Source organism: Rhizobium sp. 768_B6_N1_8 (genome assembly GCF_051811225.1).
Classification (GTDB): domain Bacteria; phylum Pseudomonadota; class Alphaproteobacteria; order Rhizobiales; family Rhizobiaceae; genus Rhizobium.
On sequence record NZ_JBPWPV010000002.1, the window covers coordinates 869,008 to 894,191 of the forward strand.

At 60.0% G+C, this 25,184-nt stretch carries 18 protein-coding genes; 10 read left to right on the forward strand and 8 right to left on the reverse strand.

The window, feature by feature from the left end:
* Window positions 1-19 precede the first annotated feature (19 nt).
* Entirely contained in the window at window positions 20-2,353 is a 2,334-nt protein-coding gene (locus AB8B33_RS28425; RefSeq protein ID WP_439017929.1) for a family 78 glycoside hydrolase catalytic domain, read from the reverse strand.
* Between the two features lie 142 nt (window positions 2,354-2,495).
* Between AB8B33_RS28425 and AB8B33_RS28430 the strand changes: the two genes are divergently transcribed.
* Entirely contained in the window at window positions 2,496-3,515 is a 1,020-nt protein-coding gene (locus AB8B33_RS28430) for a LacI family DNA-binding transcriptional regulator (protein ID WP_439017930.1), read from the forward strand.
* A 27-nt stretch (window positions 3,516-3,542) separates the two neighbouring features.
* Here the strand turns inward: AB8B33_RS28430 and AB8B33_RS28435 are convergent, their stop codons facing one another.
* Complete coding sequence (locus AB8B33_RS28435; RefSeq protein ID WP_439017931.1) at window positions 3,543-3,962, reverse strand: RrF2 family transcriptional regulator; 420 nt, start codon at window positions 3,960-3,962, stop codon at window positions 3,543-3,545.
* A 103-nt stretch (window positions 3,963-4,065) separates the two neighbouring features.
* On the opposite strand from AB8B33_RS28435, the gene AB8B33_RS28440 reads away from it, so the two are divergent.
* From AB8B33_RS28440 to AB8B33_RS28450, 3 genes are all read left to right on the forward strand, one after another.
* Complete coding sequence (locus tag AB8B33_RS28440; protein ID WP_439017932.1) at window positions 4,066-4,755, forward strand: DUF1971 domain-containing protein; 690 nt, start codon at window positions 4,066-4,068, stop codon at window positions 4,753-4,755.
* Window positions 4,748-5,962 carry an NO-inducible flavohemoprotein gene (gene hmpA, locus AB8B33_RS28445; RefSeq protein ID WP_439017933.1) on the forward strand — a complete coding sequence of 405 codons (1,215 nt, stop codon included), beginning with the start codon at window positions 4,748-4,750 and terminating at the stop codon, window positions 5,960-5,962. The genes AB8B33_RS28440 and hmpA overlap by 8 nt, the downstream gene beginning before the upstream one ends.
* Window positions 5,963-6,302: 340 nt before the next feature.
* Window positions 6,303-14,798 carry a GH36-type glycosyl hydrolase domain-containing protein gene (locus AB8B33_RS28450; RefSeq protein WP_439017934.1) on the forward strand — a complete coding sequence of 2,832 codons (8,496 nt, stop codon included), beginning with the start codon at window positions 6,303-6,305 and terminating at the stop codon, window positions 14,796-14,798.
* 66 nt (window positions 14,799-14,864) lie between these two features.
* Here AB8B33_RS28450 and AB8B33_RS28455 read toward each other — a convergent pair whose 3' ends face one another.
* The 6 genes from AB8B33_RS28455 to AB8B33_RS28480 form a co-directional block, all read right to left on the reverse strand.
* Window positions 14,865-15,923: an adenylate/guanylate cyclase domain-containing protein gene (locus AB8B33_RS28455; RefSeq protein ID WP_439017935.1), complete on the reverse strand. Its 1,059-nt coding sequence runs from the start codon at window positions 15,921-15,923 to the stop codon at window positions 14,865-14,867.
* Window positions 15,924-16,011: 88 nt separating this feature from the next.
* Window positions 16,012-16,458 (reverse strand): SRPBCC family protein, encoded by a 447-nt coding sequence (locus tag AB8B33_RS28460; protein ID WP_439017936.1) that lies wholly within the window; start codon window positions 16,456-16,458, stop codon window positions 16,012-16,014.
* Window positions 16,459-16,649: 191 nt separating this feature from the next.
* Window positions 16,650-17,021: a c-type cytochrome gene (locus tag AB8B33_RS28465; protein WP_439017937.1), complete on the reverse strand. Its 372-nt coding sequence runs from the start codon at window positions 17,019-17,021 to the stop codon at window positions 16,650-16,652.
* A 1-nt stretch (window position 17,022) separates the two neighbouring features.
* The gene (locus tag AB8B33_RS28470) at window positions 17,023-17,610 is read right to left on the reverse strand and encodes a GXWXG domain-containing protein (protein WP_439017938.1); all 588 of its coding nucleotides are present in this window, start codon (window positions 17,608-17,610) and stop codon (window positions 17,023-17,025) included.
* A 112-nt stretch (window positions 17,611-17,722) separates the two neighbouring features.
* Window positions 17,723-18,352, reverse strand: a complete 630-nt coding sequence (locus AB8B33_RS28475; RefSeq protein ID WP_439017939.1) for a glutathione S-transferase family protein — start codon at window positions 18,350-18,352, stop codon at window positions 17,723-17,725.
* Window positions 18,353-18,459: 107 nt separating this feature from the next.
* Window positions 18,460-18,876: a DUF2000 domain-containing protein gene (locus AB8B33_RS28480; protein WP_439017940.1), complete on the reverse strand. Its 417-nt coding sequence runs from the start codon at window positions 18,874-18,876 to the stop codon at window positions 18,460-18,462.
* A 132-nt stretch (window positions 18,877-19,008) separates the two neighbouring features.
* On the opposite strand from AB8B33_RS28480, the gene AB8B33_RS28485 reads away from it, so the two are divergent.
* The 6 genes from AB8B33_RS28485 (at window position 19,009) to AB8B33_RS28510 (ending at window position 25,177) form a co-directional block, all read left to right on the forward strand.
* A complete protein-coding gene (locus AB8B33_RS28485) occupies window positions 19,009-19,476 on the forward strand; it encodes an Lrp/AsnC family transcriptional regulator (protein WP_439017941.1) in 468 nt (155 codons plus the stop codon).
* A 369-nt stretch (window positions 19,477-19,845) separates the two neighbouring features.
* Window positions 19,846-21,540 (forward strand): ABC transporter substrate-binding protein, encoded by a 1,695-nt coding sequence (locus AB8B33_RS28490; protein WP_439017942.1) that lies wholly within the window; start codon window positions 19,846-19,848, stop codon window positions 21,538-21,540.
* Between the two features lie 19 nt (window positions 21,541-21,559).
* Window positions 21,560-22,540, forward strand: a complete 981-nt coding sequence (locus AB8B33_RS28495) for an ABC transporter permease (RefSeq protein ID WP_310390206.1) — start codon at window positions 21,560-21,562, stop codon at window positions 22,538-22,540.
* Window positions 22,540-23,442 (forward strand): ABC transporter permease, encoded by a 903-nt coding sequence (locus tag AB8B33_RS28500; protein WP_037096740.1) that lies wholly within the window; start codon window positions 22,540-22,542, stop codon window positions 23,440-23,442. The genes AB8B33_RS28495 and AB8B33_RS28500 overlap by 1 nt, the downstream gene beginning before the upstream one ends.
* Window positions 23,439-24,254, forward strand: coding sequence for an ABC transporter ATP-binding protein (locus AB8B33_RS28505; RefSeq protein WP_439017943.1), 816 nt, complete (start codon window positions 23,439-23,441; stop codon window positions 24,252-24,254). The genes AB8B33_RS28500 and AB8B33_RS28505 overlap by 4 nt, the downstream gene beginning before the upstream one ends.
* A complete protein-coding gene (locus AB8B33_RS28510) occupies window positions 24,251-25,177 on the forward strand; it encodes an ABC transporter ATP-binding protein (RefSeq protein ID WP_439017944.1) in 927 nt (308 codons plus the stop codon). Before AB8B33_RS28505 ends, AB8B33_RS28510 begins: the two co-directional genes overlap by 4 nt.
* Window positions 25,178-25,184 lie beyond the last annotated feature (7 nt).

The window sequence follows — 25,184 nt, forward strand, 5'->3', positions numbered from 1 at the left end:
AAACCCGCGAGCAACCGCATCAGATAGAAAACGTAATCGTATGTTCTCCTGCGCCGAGCCTGGTCTCCTCACCTTGCTCGATCAGGGTGCCGTCTGCCTTCAGCGACTTGCGTTCGCCCCTGCCTTGCAGACGCGCAGTCACGCCCTGCGGCAGCACTAAGCGACACGTGACGGTCCCCCCCTCCAGTGTCCAGCCAGCTTCGATACGGCCAAAGCGGGTGTCATGCCAGGCTGAAACCGGCGAGAGAGCAGGCAGGATGGCGGGATCGAAGGCGACTTCCTCGAAGCCTGGCTTGTCTTCCAGCGGCTTGATGCCGGCGACATCTTCGAAGAGCCACTGGCATACCGCGCCATAGGCATAATGGTTGTAGCTGTTCATGTCGGGATCATAGATCGTGCCATCCTCGGCGAGCGCATCCCATCGCTCCCAGATCGATGTCGCGCCGCGCTCGACCTGATACAGCCATCCCGGAACCTTCCGGTTCAGGAACATCTTCTCGGCAAGGTCCAGCATGCCGAGCCGGGTCAGCGCCGGCAGCAGGGCAGGGGTGCCGATGAAGCCTGTGCCGATAACGCCGTCTGTTTCTTCCGCCACCCGGCGGAAATAGTCACGAGCAGCCGGTTCATATTCCGGCGGCACGAGGCCATAGAGAAACGCCAAAGACCAGGACGTCTGGTCGTTATGGGCAATGCGGCCGGAGGGCGAAAAGAATTCGTGCTTGAACGCGGCCTTGATTTCATTAGCGCGCTTATCGAGCCTTGCTGCTTCGACAGTCTCACCGAGAATGCGCGCGATCTTTGCCGTCAACTGGGTGGAAATGAAATGATAGAGGGTCGCTGCGCAATCGTCTGCCACGGTCGGGCGCGGCTTCCTGTTGTCTCCGACCGGTTGCAGCCAGTCGCCGAAGGTGAAGCCATGCGCGCCCCAGACTGCCGGGGGACGGATAATCGGTCCATCCGAGATGCCCCAGAGGTAATCGAGCCAGCGAAGCATTGCAGGGAAGCACTCTTCCAATACGGCGCTGTCGCCGTAATGCAGGTAAAGCTGCCAGGGAATGATGGTGATCGCATCGCCCCAGCCGGTTGAACCCGCCCAATCGCCGCGCCCGTCGATCGGGTGAAGCCGCGTCGGATCAGGTGAAAAATGTGGGACTGCGCCATCGGCACGCTGGTCGTGGATCACATCACGAAGATATTTCTTGAGGAAGGACTGGCTGTCGGCAAGCCAGCAGGCCGTGCCGGCAAAGACCTGGGCATCGCCGGTCCAGCCGAGGCGTTCATCGCGCTGCGGGCAATCCGTCGGCACTTCAATGAAATTGGAACGCTGCGACCAGATGGTGTTGTCGACGAGCCGGTTGACGGCCGCAACACCTGACGTGAAGCCGCCGGCACTTATTGGCACCGAGGTAATCGGCACCATAGTGATCGCGATCAGTTCAACCTGGCCTGTCAGGGTGATGCGCGCATAGCGGAAGCCCATGAAGGTGAAGAGAGGCGCGTATTCCTCTTCGGCTTGTCCAGAGAGCGTATAGATCAGTTCGGCACGCGCGCTGCGATAATTGCGATTGTCGAAGAAGCGGTCAGGGCCGAGCACTTCGGAATGCTCAACGCGCACCTGTGCTCCGGCTGCACCCTTAAGGCGCAGGCGGATATAGGCTCCGGCATTCTGTCCGAAATCATAGACAACCCGGCCATCAGCTTCCGTCCAGCGATCGATGGGGGAGCGTTCGTCCAGCTCCTTGACCGCGCCGGTCTCATGCGGAACGAGCAAAGCCTTGTCGAAGGAGAGGACATCGACGCCATGGCTGTCCTGCGGACGGATGCGAGCGTCATAATCTTCGCCATAATAGATCCCGTTGCGCACAACGGGAGTGAAGCCGCTCTTCCAGCTGTCATCCGTTTTCAGGAGCGTTTCGCCGCCGGTGCGCAATTCTGCAATCGCGGCCGTACGGTCGCCCCAGCAATTGATAATTGGATTGGAAGCCCACATCAGCTGGCTGCGATACCAGCCGTCACCGAGCCAGATCTCGATGCGATTGTTACCGGGCTGCAGGAGCTTCGCCACGTCATAGCTTTGATAGGCGATCCGGTCGTCATAGCAGGTCCAGCCGGGCGTCAGGAGGTCGTTGCCGACGCGCTTGCCGTTGATAAAGGCGCGATAGAGGCCGAGTGCCGAGATCCGCAGCGTCGTTTCGGCTGGAATGGCATCGAGGACGAATTCGCGCGACACGAAAGTGCCCGCGGTTGCCTGGCCGCCGTCACAGGAGGGGCCGATCATCGACGCTGCAAACTGGAAAGCAGAACCGGCGAGGCCGTCTTCTCCGGCGATGCCGTGGGCCGAAACAGTCTTCATTTAGAGCCTCCCTCAACCGCCAATCTCCTCAAGCGGCCGCTCAGTGTGTATCGTTCTATGTATATCATTCTACATTATCAATTGCCGCGCAAGAGGTTTTGTGCCTATAATTTCCCAACACTTGAGAGTGAGGCAATTTGGAATGAAAAATCAGACCGTTAACGCGACAAGGGACCGGATAACGATCCGCGATGTGGCACAAGATGCCGGTGTCTCCGTTGCTGCGGTATCGAAGGTCCTTCGCAACGCTTACGGCGTCAGCGACATCTTGCGGACAAAGGTCGAGACTTCGATTGAAAAGCTGAATTACCGGCCCTCTGTCGCGGCGCGGGCTATGCGCGGCCGCACCCAAACGGTGGGTATGCTGGTCATCGAATTGTCGAACCCATTCCTGGCGGGTGTTATCGAGGAGGCCAATGCGACCTTGTCCGAGAGCGGCTTCAAGGCGCTGATCGGGATCGGCCGCTCTACAAGTCCGATCGAGGCATCGATGATCGAATCGATGATCGATAACCGCATGGATGGCGTGTTGATCATCGCTCCGCGAATATCGGGCAAAATCCTTGAGCTCTATGCGCGGCAAATCCCGATTGTGGTGATTGCCCATCATGAGCCGCATGCCCAGACCTACGACACGGTCAATTCCGATGACCACAGAGGCGCCTATCTGGCAGTCCAAGCCGCCTTACAGCGGGGTTATCGAGACATCGCAATGCTCGGCTACGACCTCGGCGACTCGCCGCCGACCATCGTCGCTCTTCAGCGCGAGAAGGGGTACCTGGATGGCGCGAAGGCGGAGGGGCTGGAGGGCCGCATCATCCGCCTGCCGTTGGTAGGCGCTGACCGTCGGGCGGCAATCAATGATTTCCTGGCCTTAGAGGATCGCCCCCGTGCGGTCTTCGTCTGGTCCGATCTCGATGCCGTGCCCCTCATCAATGCCGCGCGCATGAGCGGCATCCGGGTTCCGGAGGACCTCGCCATCATCGGCTACGACAATTCGCCGATGGCGGCCATTCCCCTCGTCGGCCTGACCAGCGTGGACCAGAACGCCGCGGCACTCGGCAGAACAGCGGCAGAGACGCTGCTCGGCAGGATTGATGGCCGCGAAGAGGCTCGTCATCTGTTGATCGAGCCGCATGTCGAGATGCGCGGAAGCACCTGAAAGCTGACAGCCTTTCGGCAGTCTAGCCTATGCTGCGGCAAAGAGAGTTCTCAGCACGTCTTTCCGTTCTATGATGTCGGCGACGCTATACCGATCGAAGACGCCGACAAAAGCGGCCGTCGCCTCTCGCAGGATGGGCGGCATGCCGCAGCCGGCTCTGATGGAACAGGAAGAGCATTCGAGAATATCGTCAAGGCCCTCAGTATGTCTGAGCAGGCGACCAAGATTGATGGAGGCGGCCGGACGGCCGAGCCGGATTCCGCCGTTTCTACCCCTGATCGATTCCACGAAACCGGCTTTCGCCAGATCCTGAACCACCTTCATCAGATGGTTCTGGGAGATTTCATAGGCGTCAGCGACCTCCTTGATGGACGAGATCTCTCCCTCGTGTGATCCGAGGTAAATCATCACGCGGATCGCATAGTCGGTGTACCGTGTGAGCTTCATGGCACCTGCGTCAAAACGCCCAAAAAGAAATGATGCATTTCAATAGCATCTTTTACTGACGGCGTATACATGCATTGCAGATGCATGATTATGGAGTGACGCGATGGATGCGGCCAAGTTGCAGGAGAGTCAGATTCTGCCAGTATTGGAGCGGTTCTATGAGAAAGTCCGGCGCGATCTGATGCTTGGTCCGGTTTTCGCGGTGGTGGCGGATTGGCCGGAGCATTTGCAGCGACTGACTGAATTCTGGTCTTCGCTCATGCTCACGACTGGCAAATACAAGGGCAATCCAGTCGCGATCCACCTGATTCATTCGGACAAGATAGAACCTGCCATGTTTGAGCGCTGGCTTGCGATCTGGCGCGAGACGACAGACGAGATGCTGCCGCTCGCGGTCGCGCAAGAGATGCAGATCAAGGCGGGGCGGATTGCCTCGCGGCTGAACCTGGCGCTGACCGGCGAGATGCTTGAGTTAAGGGCCGAAAAGTCTGCACCACCACCTCTGAAGCCATACAAGACGACAAAGATCTTCGATGAAACGACTGTGCCAAATGCACTTCTCGAAAATCATCGGGTCAAATCCGGCGCCTGGGCACTCATCCGCGTTCTGACGGGCAGCATGCGCCTGGTGACAGGGCAGACGGTGAGCCCCTTAAGCCCCGATCACATCGGCCGGGTCCTGCCGGAGGTGGAGCATCACCTGGAGCTCCACGGCCCTGTTCAATTTCAGATCGAATTCTTCGATCGCGACCCTCTCCATATTGATAGCATTGAAAGGAAAGAACATGCCTAACCCACTTTCGGCACGCACCATTGAACTGGTGAAGCAGAGTGCTCCGGCGGTTGCCGCCCATGCGAGCGACATAACGAAGACGATGTACGGGCTGCTCTTCAAGGACGAGCACATCAAGGCGCTCTTCAATCAGGCCAATCACGGTGAAAATGGCTCTCAGGTTCACGCGCTGGCGGCGGCAATCGTCGGTTATGCGCAGAACATCGATAACCTCGCGCCTCTTTTGCCCGTCATCGAAAGGATCGCGCATAAGCACATCGGTTTTCATATCCTCTCCGAACATTATCCCTATGTCGCCAAATCACTGCTGGCAGCAATCCGCGAGGTATTGGGTGAGGCGGTATCCGAGGAACTGATTGATGCCTGGGGAGAAGCTTACTGGTTCCTTGCTGACACCCTGATCGAACGAGAGGAGCAGATACGAGCCGAGCTTGAAAAGCGGGCCGGGGGCTGGAACGGCTGGCGCGAATTCAGGGTTGCCGAAAAAATCAAGGAAAGCGATGTCGTGACATCGTTCGTCCTGCGTCCGGTCGACGGGCAAGGCGTCGCGCTTCATCGAGCCGGCCAGTATCTGACTTTCGATCTCAGCCTGCCCGATGGCAGCAAGATGAAGCGGAACTATTCGATCTCGTCCGGACCAAATCAGGATTTCTATCGCATCTCGGTCAAGCGGGAAGAGAACGGCAAGGGCGCCTCTCGCTATCTGCACGATCACGTCGCGGTCGGTACGGTGTTGAAGGTCACGCCGCCTGCCGGAGACTTCTACCTGCCTGAGGAGCCAACCAGCGAAATGGTTCTGCTGTCAGGCGGCGTGGGCCTCACGCCGATGGTCAGCATGCTGGAGGCGATCGCCGGCGACTATCCTGATGTCGAAGCCCATTTCGTTCACGGAGCGATGAACAGCTCGACGCACGCGATGGACAAGCATGTCCGCTCGCTCGCCCAGCGGCACGGTCGGGTATCGGTCAGCACCTTCTACAGCGAGCCCGCCGCCAGGGATGTTGCCGGTTTTTCTCACGACGAGGATGGTTTCATCACCAGAGGGTGGCTGGAAGCAAATACGCCGATCGATACGGCAAACTTCTATATTTGCGGTCCCAAGCCCTTCTTGCGGTCGATGGTCAGTGATCTGCGGGCGCTTGGCGTTTCCAGTGATCGCATCCATTACGAATTCTTCGGCCCGGCCGACGAATTGCTGGCGGCCTAAAAGCGTCCGGCTGCCAGCCTAAATCCACAGCACGAACAGATATTCGACTAGGCGAAGCCACCGTGGCTCCGCCTGGTCGATTGCATTTTCAGAGGCGGCGATGGACGCGGCGGCATGCCGATATGGGTTCATTTTACCCGGCCAACGGTTCGATTAATCGTCCGTTCATTTTGCGGCCGCTATTGACCACTATCCGCCATTTCGAACAATCCACGTTTGAATGTAAACTCCCGCTCAAAAGCAATGAAGATGCCCAATTCGAAACGTTCGTGCCCCTTCTCGCATCCAGTTCTGCAAGAATGCATCGGCCGGACACGAACCCAGTAGAAGAGAAAACACTATGTCCTCTCAAAATATTACGGGCGCTTCGGGCGCGAATGTTCATGCAACCGCCGCTGATCCCGATTTCGGCATCCGCGCCGCTCTCCTGTCGAATGATCAGCTGAGGGTAAAGGCCGCGCAGTTTGCGGAAAACCGCGCGCTTGACGTGGCGAGTTTCAAGAATTTCGATTTCTTCCAGCGGCACCGGGAGAACGAAGCCGAGATCCTTAGGGTCTATCGCGCTGCTGCAGCCGATGTCGATGCGGGCGAGAGCATCACGCCGGCGACCGAATGGCTGCTCGACAACCACTACATCGTCGAGGAAGCCATCCAGGAAGTCCGTCGTGACTTTCCGAAGAAATTCTATCGCGAACTGCGCAAGATCAAGCTTGACGGAACGGAAGTGCCGCGCACGCTGGCGCTTGCCTGGCTCTACATGGCGCATGCCCATAGCAATATCAGCAATGCTGGTATGGCCGCGGTCACGGAAGGCTTCCAGGACAGGGAGACGCTGCGCATCGGCGAACTCTGGGCGCTGCCCTCGCTCGTGCGCTACGTGCTGATCGACAATCTTCGCCATGTTGCGACGCATGTCGACAAGAGCCGCGAAATGCGCACCAGCGCCAATACAGCGGCCACCCAGGCGATTGCGCTCGGTGATGCCGGGTCCGCCGGTTTCCTGGAGACGCTGGTTGCCAATCTCGATGACACGACCTTCGTCACCCAGCTGCATTATCGCCTGCGTAACGCGCTGGAACCGACCGAAGCTGCGCTGAGCTGGCTCGAGGCCAAGCTCGCGGCAAAGGGGACCGATGCCGAAACGGTGATGTCGGCCGAGCAGGTGCGTCTTGGCGCGGCCAATACGCTGATGGGCAGCATCATCAAGAGCCTGCGCGAGATAAACGACACCGACTGGTCCGAATGGGTCGAAGAGGTCAGCACGATCGACAAGCTGCTCTGGCAGCAGACGGATTATGCCGAGCTCGATTCCGGCTCCCGCAACAGCTACCGCCGCCAGATCGAAAAGCTTGCCAAGCGCTCCGACAAGACGGAAATGGATATCGCCGAGGCGGCCGTGCGCCTGGCTGACCGCGCAAAGGCAGGAAGCCAGGATCCATCTTCCTCCGCTGGCAATGTCGGCTATTATTTCGTCGGCAACGGGCGTCCGGCGCTGGAGTCTGAGATCGGCTTCCGGCCGACGCTTGGCCTGCGGTTCATGCGCGTAATCCGCGAGCTGAACTGGCTGGCGATCGCCGTGCCGGTTCTCTTGCTGACGCTGCTGGCGCTGGTCATCACCGATGCGATTTTTGTCGATGCCGGCATGCCGCTTTTTGCGACGATCGTGTTGTTGCTGATGTTCGCGCTTCCCGCATCCGAGGGAGCGACTGGTCTCTTCAACTTCTTCGCCACCTTCTTCATCACGCCCGACCGTCTTGTCGGCTATGAATTCAAGAAGGGCCTGCCTGCGGAAGCCCGCACGCTCGTCACCATCCCTTGCCTGATCGGCAAGCGCGAACATGTCGATGAACTCGTTCGCAATCTTGAGGTCCATTATCTCGCCAATGCGCGCGGTGAAATCTATTACGCGCTTTTGAGCGACTGGCCGGACGCGCAGGAAGAACAGAGTGCCCGCGATATCGAAGTGCTCGACTATGCATTGAGCAAGATCGCCAATCTGGAGGCACGTTACGCCGAGGACGGCAAGCAACGCTTCTATCTGCTGCATCGCCGCCGCCAGTATAATCCGGCCGAAGGCGCCTGGATGGGCTGGGAGCGCAAGCGCGGCAAGCTGCATGAGCTCAACATGCTGCTGCGCGGCGAGCCGAACACGAGTTTCCTGCCAGGCGCCGATGTCGTGCCGCAGGACGTGAAATATGTCATGACGCTCGACAGCGACACGCGTGTCGTCCGCGACACCGTGACCAAGCTTGTCGGCAAGCTGCATCATCCGATCAATCGCCCGGTCTTCGACGCCAGGAAACAGCGGGTCGTTGATGGCTACGGCGTGCTTCAGCCCCGTGTGACGCCGTCGCTGACGACAGGCAAGGATGCATCGACCTTCCAGCGCGTCTTCTCGGTCAACCGCGGCCTCGATCCTTATGTCTTTGCCGTCTCCGACGTCTATCAGGACATCACCGGCGAAGGCACCTTCACCGGCAAAGGTCTCTATCACGTCGATGCCTTCGAAGCGTCGCTGAAGGGACGGATCAAGGAAAACTCGGTTCTCAGCCACGACCTGCTTGAAGGCTCGATGGCGCGTTGCGCACTGGTGACGGACTGTGAACTGGTCGAGGACTTTCCGATCCGCTACGAAGTGGAAGTCTCGCGCCAGCATCGCTGGGCGCGAGGCGACTGGCAGCTTCTGCCTTACATCTTCGACGATCGCCGTGGTGTCACTGCGCTCGGCTGCTGGAAGATGTTCGACAACCTGCGTCGCTCGCTGACGCCGATCGCCTGGTTCCTGGCATCCGTGCTCGGCTGGTACTGGATGGACCCGCTCGGCGCGCTCATCTGGCAGATCCTCTTGATCTTCAGCCTGTTCGTCGCACCGACCCTGTCGCTGATCAACGGCATCATCCCGCGCACCAGCGACATCATCCTGCAGGCCCATCTGCATACTGTCTGGAAAGATATTGAGAATGCCAACGCCCAGGTGGCGATGCGCATCGTCTTCATCGCCGACACCGCCTGCGTCATGGCCGACGCCATTATCCGCTCGCTCCACCGCCTGTTCGTCAGCCGCAAGCTGATGCTGCAGTGGCGCACCGCCGCAAGCGCCCAGGCCATGGCTCAGACGACCATCCTCGGCCATTACAAAGTCATGTGGCGGGCTCCGGTGCTCGCCGTCCTGGCATTGCTTTTCGTCATTTCCTCCGGCGACAGCGCCTGGATGGTCGGCCTTCCCTTCGTTATTTTGTGGGTCCTCTCGCCGGCTATCGCCTGGACGGTGAGCCAGACGGCGGAAACCGAAGACCGGCTCGATGTGCCCGACAATGTCCGCAACGAATTGCGCAAGATCGCAAGGCGTACGTGGCGCTATTTCGACCACTTCGTGGTCCCCGGCCAGCATTACCTGCCGCCGGACAATGTCCAGCAGACGCCGCATGCCGTCGTCGCCATGCGTACCTCGCCGACCAATATCGGCGTCTACCTTCTGTCGGTGATTTCGGCGCGCCGCTTCGGTTGGATTTCCTTCGAGGATGCGGTCAAGCGCATCGAGCAGACGATCGAAACCGTCGACAGGCTCGAGAAATATCGCGGCCATCTCTTCAACTGGTATCATACCGACACGCTGAAGCCGCTCGGTCGCCGATATGTGTCATCGGTCGACAGCGGTAATTTTGCCGGCCATCTGATTGCGGTATCGTCGGCCTGCCGCATCTGGGCGCAGGCTCCGCTTGCCCACATTCACACGGATCTCGATGGCATTGGCGATGTCGCGGCCATTCTTCGCGAGGTGCTGAACGAGCTTCGGGAAGAAGACAAGTCTGTCCTATCCCTTCACGATCGGCTCGATGGCCGGATCGCCGATCTCGAAACAGCGGTTGCCACCGGCAAGCGGGAGAAGGAATTCTCCTCAGGCCTGATCGAGCGATTTGCCGGACAGGCCCGCGAAATCCGCGAACTTGCCGGCAGCCTCGACCGAGAGGTCAAGACGGCGCAAAGCGACGAGATCGTCCAATGGGCGGAAAAGCTCGTGGCAACCTGCGAGCTTCATCTCACCGACAAGGCTTTCGATCCTTCGCAGGTGGATGCCATCAGCGAACGGCTGATCCACGTCGGCAATCGCGCCCGCGAAATCGCTTTCGACATGGATTTCAGTTTCCTCTATCGGCCCGAGCGCCGGTTGCTGTCGATCGGCTTCCGGGTAGAGACGGAGGAAGTCGATGCGGCCTGCTACGACCTGCTTGCCTCAGAAGCACGCCTGACCAGCCTGTTTTCCATCGCCAAGGGCGACCTTCCGACAGAGCATTGGTACAAGCTTGGTCGTCACGTCGTCCCGGTTGGCCCGCGCGGGGCGCTGGTTTCCTGGTCCGGTTCGATGTTCGAATATCTGATGCCGCCGCTCGTCATGCAGGAGCGCAGCGGAGGTATTCTCAACCAGACCAACAACCTGATCGTTCTCGAACAGATGAACTATGCCCGCAAGCTCGGCACGCCGTGGGGCATTTCGGAAGCGGCCTTCAATGCCCGCGACCACCAGATGAACTATCAGTACAGCAATTTTGGCGTGCCGACGCTCGGCCTGAAGCGCGGTCTCGGCCAGAACGCCGTCATCGCGCCTTACGCTTCGCTGCTGGCGAGCCAGTATCACCCGATCGCCGCACTCGAAAACCTCAACAGGCTGAGGGCTGTCGGCGCGCTTGGCATGTATGGCTTCCATGATGCCGTCGACTTCACGCCGAACCGCGTGCCTGAGGGCAAGCAGTGCGCCGTGGTCTATAACTACTATGCGCACCATCACGGTATGTCGATTGCAGCCGTCGCCAACGTCGCCTTCGATGGAATGCTGCGTGAGCTTTTCCATGCTGATCCTGTCATCGAGGCAGCCGAGCTGCTGCTGCAGGAAAAGGCACCGCGCGACATCCCTGTCATGGCGGCCAAGCATGAAACCGATGCGCCTGCTACCATCCAGGGCGACCTCATGCGTCCGGAAGTGCGTCGCCTGGAAGACCCGGCATCGCGCGAACGCGAATTGCTGCTGCTGTCCAACGGTCGCTATTCGACCATGCTGACAGCGACGGGTTCCGGCTACAGCCGCTGGAAGAACCTTTCCGTCAACCGGTGGCGGGCCGATCCGACCGAGGACCGTTGGGGTTCCTTCATCTTCCTGCGGGATACAGAATCCAACGAATGGTGGTCTGCGACGGCCGAGCCGCGCTCGATCGCCAACGAACACGTGCGCGTCAGCTTCAGCGACGACAAGGCCGAATTCGTCAAGACCGTCGGTGAGCTGACGAGCGAGATGGAAGTCTTCGTCGCGAGCGATCACGATGCGGAAGGCCGCCGTCTGACGATCACCAATACCGGCACTGAAGATCGCGTCATCGAAGTGACCTCCTATATGGAACCGGTCGCGACGCTCGATGTCGTCGATACCGGCCATCCGGTCTTTGCCCGCATGTTCCTGAAGACCGAGATTGCCGCGGCCGGCGACGCGATCGTCGTCGAACGCCAGAAGCGCGGCCTGACCGATCCCGATGTCACCATCGCGCAGCTTATCGTCGATACGTCAGGCGAAAATGGCCCGACGCAATATGAGACCGACCGCATGCGCTTCCTCGGCCGGGGCCGCACCCTGACCGAAGCCGCTGCGTTCGATCCGGATGCCAAGCTGTCAGGCACAGACGGCTTCACCATGGATGCCTGCGTGTCGCTGCGCCGTACGCTTCGCGTGCCGGCCGGCGAAAAGGTCAGCGTGACTTTCTGGACCATTGCGGCGGCCGAACGCGCCGAGCTCGAAGCGGCACTGGAGCACTATCGCCAGCCGGAAAGCTTTGCCCAGGGTCTCGTTCAGGCCTGGACGAGGACGCAGAGCCAGCTGCGCCAGATCGGCGTCAACTCGAAGGAGGCCGCCGCCTATCAGCGGTTCGCGCGCTACATCATCTATCCCGATATGGCGCTGCGCGCCGACAGCAAGGCGGTTCGCGAGGGTCTTAAGTCGCAGTCCGTTCTCTGGGGTGCAACGCTATCAGGCGATGCGCCGCTGATGACGCTGCGCATCACCGACGAACTCGGCACCGATCTTGTCAAGGAACTGCTGCGGGCTCAGGGTCTCCTGCAATCGCGCGGCGTCGAAGTCGATCTCGTGATCTTCAACGAGCGTGCCGGCGAGGCGGCTGCGGAAATGCAGCGCACGATCGACCAGCTCTGCGACGCGGCGCGCCATGCAAGCGAAATTGCCGGCATCCAGCGCAACATCTATGTGCTGCGCAAGGACCTGACGACACCGGAAGCATATGGCGCCATCATTGCTGCCTCGCGCGTTGTTCTGCGTGGCCGCGACGGCAGTCTCATCGACCAACTGCAGAAGGCTCGTTCCGTTGCCGGATCACCCGCGCTGCTCGGTCAGTGGGGTGATTCCACGCTAGTGCCGAGGATGGTCCGCGGTACTGCTGAGCCGGTACAGGCCGATGGCGGCGATCTCGCCTTCTGGAACGGCTATGGCGGCTTTGCGGCCGATGGCAGCGAATATGTCGTGCGCCTGTCGGGCGGCGAGCAGACGCCGCAGCCGTGGGTCAACATCATGGCCAATGATAGTTTCGGCTTCCATGTTTCGGCCGAAGGTGCTGCCTTCACCTGGAGCCAGAACTCTCGCGACCATCAGCTGACGCCCTGGACCAATGACATGGTCACCAACCGGCCGGGTGAAGCCTTCTACCTGAAGGACCTCGATCGCGGCTCGGTCATCGTTCCCTATGCGTCTCTGGCGCAGCGCTCCGACACGCGCTTCGAAGCCCGTCATGGCCTCGGCTACTCGGTCTTCTCAACGGTTCAGGACGATATCGCCCTGGAGGTGACACAGACCCTGCATATGGAAAAGTCGGTCAAGCTGACACAGCTGCGCATCCGCAACGATGCGGGCGAGGCACGCAAGCTGCGTCTTTATGGCTATGCCGAATGGATCCTCGGCAACAACCCGACGAAGAGCAAACCCTTCATCATCTCCAGCTATGACAGCACGAGTGGGGCCGTCTTCGCGAGCAATCCGTTCAGCGTGAGCTTCGGGACGCGTGTCGCGGCATTTGCGGCAAGCGAAACACCGTCGAGCGTTTCCACCAGCCGTCGCGAATTCATTGGCCGACACGGAACGATCCAGCAGCCGCGCACCGTCTCAGCGGGCTCGCGTCTCTCCAACGCTTTGGACCTCGATGGCGATCCGGCAGCCGCCATGGCCTTCGATCTGACGATCGCGCCTGGCGAGGTACGCGACATCTGCTTCTATATGGGCGATGCTGCCTCGCAGGAAGACGCCGCTGCTCTGATTGCTGAGATCCGCTCGGTCAGCTTCGAAGCTGTTCTTGGTCAGACCCGCGACTTCTGGAAGAACTTTACCGGCAAGACGCGTGTTTCTACGCCGGATCAGCGCCTCGACTTCATGGTCAACAGCTGGCTGCCCTATCAGACCTATGGCTGCCGTATCATGGCCCGCACCGCCTTCTACCAGTCCAGCGGCGCGTGGAACCTGCGCGATCAGCTGCAGGATTCGCTGGCCTTCTTGCTCCACTCACCGGAAATCGCCCGCAAGCAGATCCTCGATACCGGCCGGCGCCAGTTCCCGGAAGGCGACTTCCAGCACTGGTGGCTGGCAGACAGCGGCGCTGGCGTTCGCACGAACATCTCCGACGATCCGGTCTGGCTCGCCTATGCGGTAGATCAATATTGCACGGCGACCGGTGATGCCGCGATCATGGACGAGATGCTCCCCTTCGTCGAAGGCGCGCAGCTCAGCCCTGGTCAGTACGACGCCTTCCTGCAGCCGCGAATCTCGGACACGACCGCATCGCTCTACGAGCATGCCGCCCTCGGCCTCGATCTTGCGATTAAGCGCACCGGGGTCAACGGCCTGCCGCTGATGATGAGCGGTGACTGGTGCGACAAGATGGATCGGGTCGGTATGGCCGGCCGCGGCGAGAGCGTCTGGCTCGGCTGGTTCCTGGCCGGCGCGCTACGCCGCTTCATCGCCTATGCCGAGGCGCGCGGCGATACTAAACGTGTCAGCCACTGGACGACGCATCTTGGCAAGCTCAAGGAAGCGATCGAAACGGCCGGCTGGGACGGAGAATATTATCGCCGTGGCTACTATGATAACGGTGCGCCACTCGGCTCCAGCCAGTCCGAAGAGGACAAGATCGACTCGATCGCCCAATCCTGGAGCGTACTGTCGGGCGAGGGCAATCCGGAACGCAGCGACATGGCGATGAAGGCGGTCCTTGGCAAGCTCGTCGATGAAGAGGGCAAGTTCATCCGTCTCTTGACGCCGCCCTTCGTCAAGCCGGTCAACGATCCTGGTGTGATCAAGGCCTATCCGCCTGGCGTTCGCGAAAACGGCGGTCAGTATACCCATGCTGCCACCTGGACAGTCCTGGCTCTCGCCCGCATGGGTCGTGCCGAAGACGCCTGGCGGGCCTTCGAGATGCTGAATCCGATCAATCATTCGCTCGATAAATCGTCTGCGGACGTCTATCGTATCGAGCCCTATGTGATCGCCGGTGACGTCTATGGCGAGGGTGCGCTCAAGGGCCGCGGCGGCTGGAGCTGGTACACCGGTTCGGCTGGCTGGCTCTACCGTGTGGCAGTCGAAGGTATCCTCGGCATCCGCTCGGAAAATGGCCGCCTGCATGTCAAGCCGGCCCTGCCGGCCGGATGGAACGGCTTCTCCGCCGAACTCGATCTGCCGAGCGGGAAATATCAGGTTTCCGTTTCGAAGGTGGATGCGGACCGCTGCTCTGTGACGATCAACGGCACGGCGCTCGATGATTTGAGCGAGGGATATTTGTTGGCGGCCAAATGAGAACTCACTGCCGGGGCAGATTGACTGGTGTCACTGCCCCGGCGATTGCCCCGATCTGCGCGTCGTTCAATCCGTTGGCAGAGTGAAGACCGCGCAGGGATCGGCGATGCCTCGCAACCGGTGTTCACCCAGGGGAACCAGTTGCGTCGAAACCTCCGCAGCGAGCGCACCTGATATCAGCACACGATGGCCAAGGGATTTGCAGAGCCCTTCCAGCCGGCTGACCAGGTTGACCGCGGGGCCGATGGCGGTGAAGTCTAGCCGGTCGGCCGCACCGATATTGCCCCAGAGCATTTCACCGAAATGCAGCGCGACGCCGAAGGGTAGCGGCGGCAGGCGCTGTGCTTGCCGTGTAATGTCGAGATGCGCCATGCCGGCACGGGCGGCTGCGACGGCGCGTAGCGACGCTTCGCAAGCCTCACCGGGCGTTCCGGTAACGGGAAAGATCGCCAGAACACCGTCACCAATGAACTTCAACACCTCACCCCCGAAAGCGTGTACCGCGCCTGCAACACGATCGAACCAGGCATCGAGGGTGGTGATCATGAGAGAGGGCTCGGTTGCTTCGGATAGGGCCGTGAAATCGCGCAGGTCAGCACAGAGCAAAGCGGCGCGAATTGTTTCACCGCTGCTGCGGCCGAGCGCTCCGGCCTGCACCTGCGCGGCACTGCGTTTGCCGAGATAGGCCTCTAAAAGGGTTGTCAGCGCCGTTCGTGCGGTCAGAGCCGCCAAGGGTGCCACTGCAAAGCGGGCGGCCTGGTGCAGCCGGTCCGCCTCGTCCGGATCGAACGAGCGGGATCCAGCCCAGCCCAATGTCGGACTGTCGGAGCCTCGACCGATCTTTCCTTCGTATACTGGCCCAAGCCCGGCAAGCCAGTCGCCCGCAGCCTTGTTGAGCGAGCTGCCGGCAAAGTCGAGCGCCTCGATGACGGTGCCGGTCTCGGCCCGCCACAACCAGGTGCGACGCGCAATGATCGGATGTGGAACGGCAAGGGTGAGGGCTCCGCCGGCGAGCGGCAGGCCATCGGCAAGCAACTGGCGGCCAAGCTCGGCTATGAAGTGTTCGGGGCCGGACGAGGCGCCGGCCTCATCGATCAGCCAGGCGAGGTGGGCGGGCAAATCCATGCCTCGATCATGCCATAGCGGTCACCGGATGTCAGCCAGACGTAGCCTTCCTCGTGAATTCGGCTTCTCTTTCAAATGAGAATCTTGGTCATTTCCTGCCATAGAAGGGATCGGGTCCCGGGTCGCGTCCGGCCGCCACGGTGCTCAGCCGACCAAGGTAGTGAGCCCAGCCCTCGGCATGGCCGGCGCATTGCTCGGCATTGGGCAAGCCGGTATGCGTCAGACGCAGGAGCGTTCCATCATGTTGTTCGATCAGATCAATCTCGACCAGGCTGGAGCCCGGCGGCACCACTTCGCTCCCATCCCAGCCGAAACTATAGGCCAGGCGGTGGACCGGCACCACTTCGCGGAAAGAGCCGCGAGCGAAACGTGCGCCGGTAACGTTGACGAGATAGAGCCCTCCGGGCTGCGGCTCGATCTCTGCTTCCGTCCCCATCCAGCGGAGGATCTTTTCCGGATCCGTCAGCAGGGCGAACACGGCCGCAGGCGGCGCTGAAAGATGCGTTTCGCGGCGAACGACGAGGGCCTCTTGCATCGCTTTCTCCCAAGTTTGGTCCGCGCCGACCGAGGGCACGACGCGGTATACTGAACTAGAGGGAAGTTCACCCGCAGCAAGGGTGTCATGCGTTACGAGCGGTTGAATTGTGGAGGGCGCTCATCCTGCGAATTCACGTGGAGGAGGTGACAAAGCTCTTATAGGCCTGCCATCGTCCGCCGCCTGCGCTACTACGGATTTGCCTTCAGGAAGGCGATAAGGTCGTCGATCTCGAAGCTCCAGAGCCCCCAGAAGCGCATCTTTGTGCCGGGGATTTTTCTGCTCGGGCTTGCCAGAAATTCCGCAAGTTCATGCTCGTTCCACACAAGCCCGTCTTCGCCGGCTTTCTTCAGGGCGGGAGAGTAGGCATAATCGTCTATGATAGCTGCCCGACGTCCCACAACACCCTTCAGGGAGGGGCCGAATGTACTCCGGGTGTCATCGATAATGTGACATGAAGAACAGGCCCGGTAAATTCTCGCACCACGATCCGCATCAGCGGCGAAACCGTTGCCCGCAACCGAAGCTGCCGTGATTGCCCAGGCGATTGTTCGCAACATCATTCTAGGCCTGAGCGTCGATCTTCGTGAGTTTGAAGAAGAACCGCCTTTCGTCGTCGCGCACGCACATTATTCCGGCCAGCGTATTTTCATCCACCCGTCTGAAGTGGTCGACGATCGGCTGCTCGTTGTAGACCATTGCAGCGCTTGCGATGTACTCGAATGTCCGAACCTCCAGTGCGGCTGTCGTGCCTCGTGCGCGGAATACCTTATGAAAATACGAAAACGTGGTTTGGGCGAGGGCGGTCCGTCCGAATGGCGCCAGCTTGATCGCAAGCCCGATAGGGACGAAGCGCGGATCGATGGCCACGAGCCGTCCCGGATGCCACTGAAAGAGTAGGGCGTCGGCCCGCATGTCAGGATGAAAGCGTTTGCCGAACCATCGCAGGTTTTCGAGGACGCCATCGAGCGGATGCCCCGATGGAACGCCAGCGCCTCGCCATAATCCGACCATCTCAACGGGCTTGACGGACTCCAGCGACTGGAACCAGGCCGTTATATCTTTCTGCAGGTCCGCTTGCACGGGCTCACCTTCTCGCACGATCACATCAGGAATGAAGTAGCGATTGCCGGCGAAGATTCCGAGACCCAATTGGATATCTCTGTGCGGAACCTTCAAAATCGATGCCGGATATCTGCTCTTAACCGCCGTGGCTCGCCACTAACGCCGACATCGCGAGCATGCGGTATTTAAACACCAGAGCTCACGGCACCGCATCGTAACCGCCTCGCCGGAAGGACGGTCGTTCCTGGAGGCGATCGAAGTAGGCTATGACCGCCGACAGCGCGGGTCGTTCGATCGGTGTGTGAAACCAGCGATTGATCGACAGGCCAATCAAAATATCGGCCAGCGTGAAGTGATCTCCCGTTACGAAAGGTCCGCCCGTCGAGAGGGTATTTTCCAGGATCGCCATCTTACCGTTCCAATCCCTGGCGCTTGCGGCAATGATCGAGGGGTCCGCATAAGCGGCGTCCTTGCGCACAAGCCCCTGGAACGCGCCGCGCCAGGCACTGTTCAGCTCTGTTGCCTGCCAATCCATCCATCGCTCGACCAGTGCCCGCCTCCAGGGGGACGACGGTAGGAGATCGTCGCGGCTGTGTCTGGACGCGAGATAACGGCAGATCGTGTTGGATTCCCACAAGATGCCGTCATCGCTTTCGATGACCGGCACGAGACCATTCGGATTGAGTGCGAGGAATTTCGGTGTCCTGGTCGAGGCAAACCCCGTTCCCCAATCCTCCTGCACGTAATCAATGCCGATCTCTTCGCAGGTCCAGAGCACCTTGCGAACGTTGATGGATGATTGCCTGCCAAGAACTCGAAGGACGCTCATGATCCACTCCTAACCAGTCGGTCCCTGGGTATCGAACGAGACGTCACTTTGCACCACCAAACATGTCCCGGCGACAACAAAGCCCTTTGTTGTGCTTGCTCGGCGATCTAGCGCAGTAATTTAAGGGAACCGGTCAGCGACCTCACCCATTTCGCTGGCCCTGCAAGGCCTAATCCATCGATCTCTTCTTCGCTGAAGTCCCTGTCCGGGAAACTGCGCTGATAATCAGCATAATCATGCAGTGACCGCGCAAAAGCGGGAAACGGTACGATGGCATGTTCCTCCGGCTGGTTCAGCGCCTTCAACATGATCTGGTGGATCGTCTGTCCGTCGGCCTGCAGAATCGGCACTGGTCGGTTGGAGATGATATCGGTGGTCCTTCCGGTGCGGTCGCTGAGCCTTTCGGCGCCGAGAAGGGGCATCTTGGCGCCCATGCCTATGCCGATGGCGCTGACGGTATTTGCAATAAGAGCTGGCGGGAGTTTGGGATCGACGACAATGGCAATGCGGATATCTGAGAGCATGGAAAAGACCTGAGATTGCGATGGCCACAGCCTAAGCGATCCCGGCAGAAGGATCCTATCTAGTATTGCCGTTCAGCGTGGATATTTGGTAGGTTTCACCCAGTCGATGTGATTTTTGGGTAGATATTACCGATGACGACATTTGAGCCAGTTGAGCTGAAAATTCTTTCAAGCCTACAGGCTGAGGGGCGGCTGACAAATCAGGAACTGTCCGAGCGCGTCGGCATGTCGACGTCTCCTTGTTGGCGAAAGGTACGTCAGCTCGAAGAGACGGGCGTGATTCGGAGTTACCGAGCCGATCTCAACCGGCGCAAACTCGGGCTTGGAGTCCTTGCCTTCATCCGGGTGAAGATCGATGGCCATAACGAGGCGGAGGCGGACGCCTTTGCCGCCGAAGTTGCACGGCTGCGGGAGGTTGTTGCCTGCTACAGCATTGCCGGAGACTCGGATTTTCTGCTGCAGGTCGTCTCTCCTGATCTCGATTCCTATGCCGATTTCGCGATGTCCGTCGTGCGCCGTCTGCCGCGTATCAAGGAAATGCAGACCACCTTTGTTCTCAAGGAAATCAAGCCGTTCGAAGGTTTTCCGGTAGGTCTTTAAGAGGCTGATCTGAACCGATAATCGGTGAAATAGCCGCCCAGCAGATGCTGGACGGCTGATCGTGCTGAAAAGTAGGCCGTCATGGCTTCAACATAGGCTGGATCAAATAGTCACGCCTTAACGATTTCAGTCTGACGAATGGCGCTTGCGCCAGGCTTTTCGCGACGCACAATAAGTATGACAATTCAGTTTTCCCGGCGAAGCCGCGGTTGGCGAGCAATCTGTCGGCATCTGCGCCGACGCGATCAAGTTCAAATGTTGGAGCCGAAATTTTAGTTTCCACCCGATTGACCGGATCGGAAATCTTGCGTTAGCTTGATTAAATCAATTTGATTGAATCTAAAAAATAACAAGCAAGGGAACGTAAAAATGGGACTGGATAAGAGCGTAATCCGCAGTGTTTCCGCGCGTGCCGGCTGGGCGGCGGCGACCGCCTTGACGGCGGTGATGGCGTTTGGCGCATCGGCTGTTTCGGCCGCCGAAGCCGTTCTGACGATGCATATCGAAGAGCAGACGAGCTGGGTGCAGAACTTCAATCCATTCGACCTTGCCGGCCGCCGGCAGAGCACCATGGATTTCATCTATGAGCCGCTCGTCATCTTCAACGCACAGGACGGTGGCAAGCCGGTCTGGCGCCTTGCCACGAACTACAAGTTTTCCGACGACATGAAGTCGATCACCTATGAACTGCGCCCGGGCGTGAAATGGTCGGACGGCCAGCCGCTGACATCGGCGGACGTCAAATATACGATCGATCTGATGCTGAAGAATGCCGCGCTCGATACCGTTGGTGTCGGCGAAACCGTGGCATCCGTCGAGGCGCCTTCGCCGACTGAGGTGACGATCAAGCTCAAGGCCGTCAATTCCGACTTCCCGGAATCGCTGGCCGACCTCGCCGTCGTTCCCGAGCATGTCTGGAAGGATGTTTCCGATCCCGTGGCATTCAAAAACGAGAAGCCGGTTGGCTCCGGTCCGATGACGGAAGTGCGCCGCTTCACACCGCAGGTTTATGAGCAGTGCCGCAACCCGAACTATTGGGATGCAGCCTCTTTGCATGTCGATTGCCTGCGCCTGCCGCAGATTTCCGGCAACGACCAGATGCTCGCGATCCTGCCCGAGGGCAATATGGACTGGATCGGCTCCTTCATTCCCGAGATCGACAAGACATTCGTGGCGCTCGACGCCGAACATAACGGCTATTGGCAGCCGCCGGCCGAGACCGTTGCCTTCCAGATGAACTTCAAGACCAAGGATGAGGGCAATCTGGAAGCCTATAAGGACCTCAACTTCCGCCACGCCTTCAGCCTTGCCATGGACCGCAAGTCGATGGTCGATATTGCGGGCTTCGGTTATCCGGTTGTCAACGAGCACGCCTCCGGTCTGCCGCCGCGTTTTGAAGGCTGGAGCAACAAGGCGGCTGAAGGCGACAAGGATGCCTTCATGGGCCTGGATACCGACAAGGCCAACAAGATCCTCGACGATGCCGGTTACAAGAAGGGTGCGGACGGTTTCCGCACGAGCCCCAGCGGCAAGCCGATCACTTTTCCGATCATCGTCCCGAATGGCTGGACGGACTGGATCGACGCCGTGCAGATCGCCGTTGAAGGCTTGCGTGCGGCCGGCATCAATGCCTCGGTTGCCACTCCCGAATACGAACAATGGCGCAAGCAGATTCTCGATGGCAGCTTCGAGGTCGTGATGAACTCGCGCGCCGATGGCGCCACACCTTTCCGCGGCTATTACCAGAACCTCTCGACCGCCTATGGCGGGCGCATCACCGGCGCTCCCTCGCGCTACTCGAACCCGAAACTCGATGCGCTTTTCGACCAGTATCTGAAGGCGACATCGGATGAGGATCACAAGAAGATCTTCAACGATATTCAGCTGCTGGTTGCCGATGACTTCCCGGTCGTGCCTGTCTTCAACGGACCGACCTGGTATCAGTTTTCGAGCAAGCGTTTCACCGGCTGGGTGACCGACAAGGATCCGGTCATGAACCCGGAAGATCATGACAACAACCGGATGCGCCTTATGCATCTCCTGCGCCTGAAGCCGGTCCAATAAGACCGCCGAGGGAAGGGATATGCGTGTTTCCGGACGGCGCCTCGGCGTCTATGCGGTCGCCCTGGCGTTCGCCATCGTGATGAATTTCATTCTTCCCCGGCTCATGCCGGGGACACCCGTCGATGCGATGGTCGCCCAGCTCGGCCCGCGGGCCACACCCGCAGCGGTTGAGGCGATCAAGGTTCGCTTCGGTGCCGTCGATCAGCCGATGCTTCTGCAGTTCGTCGATTATCTGAAGGGGCTTGCGAGTTTCGATCTCGGCGTCTCGGTCAAATATTATCCTCAGACCGTCGTTCAGGTTCTCGCCCGCTCGACGATCTGGACCATTTTCCTCGTCGTGACCGCCATCATCTTTTCGCTCTGCATCGGCGTCGTGCTTGGCGCGGTCTCGGCATGGCGCCGCGGTGGCCGCTTCGACACGATCGTCTCGCCGCTATCGGTCATCATGATCTCGGTGCCGCCTGTCATCATCGCGCTGACGACGCTTTTCGTCTTCGGCGTCTCGCTGCGCTGGTTTCCGGTCGGTTACGCCTATGACCCGAATCTCGATCCTGCGTTCAACTTCACCTTTGCCGGCAGCGTCTTCATGCATGCCATCCTGCCGGTACTGACGCTGTCGCCTTTCCTGATCGGTGAATTCCAGACGACCATGCGTTCGTCGATGATCTCGATCCTCGGCGAGGACTATGTAACGATGGCCCGCGCCAAGGGTCTCAGTCATCTTAACGTGATGTTCGGCTATGGCGCGCGCAACGCCATGCTTCCTGTCCTGACAAACCTTGCCCTCATGCTTGGCGCTGTTTTCGGCGGTTCGATCGTGACCGAGATCGTCTTCAATTATCCGGGGCTCGGCCTGACGCTCTATACGGCGAGCATTGCCCGCGATTATCCGGTCATCCAGGGGCAGCTGCTTCTGATGACGCTCGCAACGCTCGGGGCCAACTTCCTCGTCGACATCATTTACGGGTTTATCGACCCCCGACTGCGGGATGCTGTGTAATGGGCTTCACGCTGAGATCCATCCTTCGCCAGAAGAAGGCCGTCGCCGGCCTCATCATTGTAGTCGCTCTCTGGCTCATGGCGCTATCTGCACCGATCATTGCGCCCGGCGAACCCGGCGCCCGTGTCGGCCGCTCTCACCAGCCTCCGTCCATCGAGCATGTGCTCGGCACGACGAAGATGGGGCGCGACGTCTATCGCCAGTTCGTCTGGGGTGCGCGCAGTTCGCTCACCGTCGGTTTTGCGACGGGCATTGCGATCACCGTGATCGGCACCGCCATCGGCCTCGTCGCCGGCTATGTCGGCGGCAAGACGGATGCCGCCCTTGATCTCGCAACGAACGCGGTACTCGTTGTTCCGAACATGCCGCTCTTGATCCTGCTTGCTTCTTTTGCCGGCACGGTCGGGCCGATGACGATCATGACGATCATCGCCCTGACCTCGTGGCCATGGGGTGCCCGCATGACACGGTCGCAGACGATGGCGCTGCGCAATCGCGATTTCGTCACCGCATCGAAAATGATCGGCGAGCCCGCCTGGCGGATCATCTTCGTGGAGATCCTGCCGAACCTCACACCGCTGATCGGTATCAACCTTGTCGGCAGCATCATCTATGCGATCGTCGCGCAGACGACGCTCGAATATCTCGGTTTCGGCGATCCGCTGAAAGTGTCCTGGGGCACCATGCTCTATAATGCCCAGAACGCTTCGGCGATCATGGTCGGCGCCTGGTGGGATGTCGGTGTCCCGGCGGTCGGCATTGCCGTGACGGGCCTTGGCCTCGCACTGCTCAATTTCACCTTCGACGAGATCGCCAATCCGCAGCTTCGCTCCGGGCCGGCGCTGTCGCGCTGGTTCCGCCTGACCCGTGCCCGCAACCGTCAACTGGAGGCCGGCCGATGAGCGACAATCTGCTGGAAATCGAAAAGCTCAACGTCGACTACCTGCTCGACAAGGGCGAGTTCCGCGCCGTCAAGGACGTGTCGTTCAGTATCGGTCGAGGCGAGATCTTCGGGCTGGCGGGTGAATCCGGTTGCGGCAAGAGCACCATCGCCTATGCCATCACGCGGCTTTCCAAGGCTCCGGCCTGGATCAGCGGCGGCAGCATCCGGATGGACGGGCGGGATCTTCTCAAAATGCCGGAGCGGGAGCTGCAGAGGATCCGCTGGAAGCGCATCGGCATGGTCTTTCAGAGCGCCATGAACTCACTCAATCCTTTGATGCGCGTTGAGGCACAGTTCCACGATGTGCTCTACCGGCACACCGGCTGCTCGCGCCAGGAGTCACGGGCGCGCGGCGAGGAGATGTTCCGGCTCGTCGGCATACCGCCGCAGCGCATCAGCGACTATCCGCACCAGTTTTCCGGCGGCATGCGCCAGCGCATCGTCATTGCCATCTGCCTGGCGCTGCGGCCGGAGCTCATCATCATGGACGAGCCGACGACGGCACTCGATGTCGTCGTGCAGCGCGAGATCCTCGAACAGGTCGTCGATCTGCAGCGGACTTACGGTTTCTCGATACTGTTCATCACCCACGACCTGCATCTGATGGCGCAGCTTTGCCAGCGTATCGGCATCATGCTGAAGGGCGAACTGGTCGAAGTCGGCGATGTCAGGCAGGTCAGCCAGGCGCCGCTGCACGACTATACGCGCAAGCTCTGGAACGCCATTCCCCAGCTTCCGAGCAAGCCCCATCTTTCAGGAGCATTGGCATGAAGTCCGAGGCACACCTGTCCCCGGCCGGAGCCGTCATACGGCTTGAGGAGATCAGGCGCCAGTTCGGCCCGGTACATGCGCTGAAGGGCGTCTCCTTCTCGCTCTTTCCCGGCCGTGCGCTGGCACTTGTTGGCGAATCCGGCTGCGGCAAGACGACCTGCGCCCGCATCATCGCGCGTCTCGACCGGCCGACCGGCGGCAAGCTGTTCTTTCACGGGCAGGATCTGACCGCTCAGGGGACGGCAAAAGACGAGCGTCTTTATCGCAGGGACGTGCAGATGGTCTTTCAGGATCCGTTCTCGTCGCTCAACCCCGCCTTCACCGTCAGCCATCATCTTTCCCGGCCGCTGCAGCTTCACAGCCAGAACACGTCGCGGACCGCCCTTGAGAATGGCATTACGGGATTGCTGGAAAGCGTCGGCCTAGACCCGGCCGTGTCGAAACAGAAGTTTCCGCATGAGCTGTCGGGCGGCCAGCGGCAGCGCGTCAACATTGCCCGGGCGCTTGCGGTGTCGCCGAGCGTGCTTGTCGCCGACGAGCCGACCTCGATGCTCGATGTTTCCATCCGCAAGGATATTCTCGATCTGCTCGCCCGGGTGAAGCAGGAGAACGAGCTGGCGATGCTCTATATCACCCATGATATCGCGACGGCGGCCCACGTGGCCGAGGAAATTGTCGTGATGTTTGCCGGTCAAATGGTCGAATGGGGCGACACCGAAACGGTGCTCTCCAGTCCGCGTCATCCCTATACCCAGCTGCTGCTCTCCGCAGTGCCTGACGGCGGACGGCCCTTCGTAACCGGCGGCAGCGCGCGCTTCCTTGAACAGGCAGAGCGCGTCCGGTCACTCAGCCGCCCGGAATCCACCGTGATCGAGCAAATCGGTCCCAATCATTTCATGCGCGCGCTCGGCGCGCAGAGCTAACAGGACG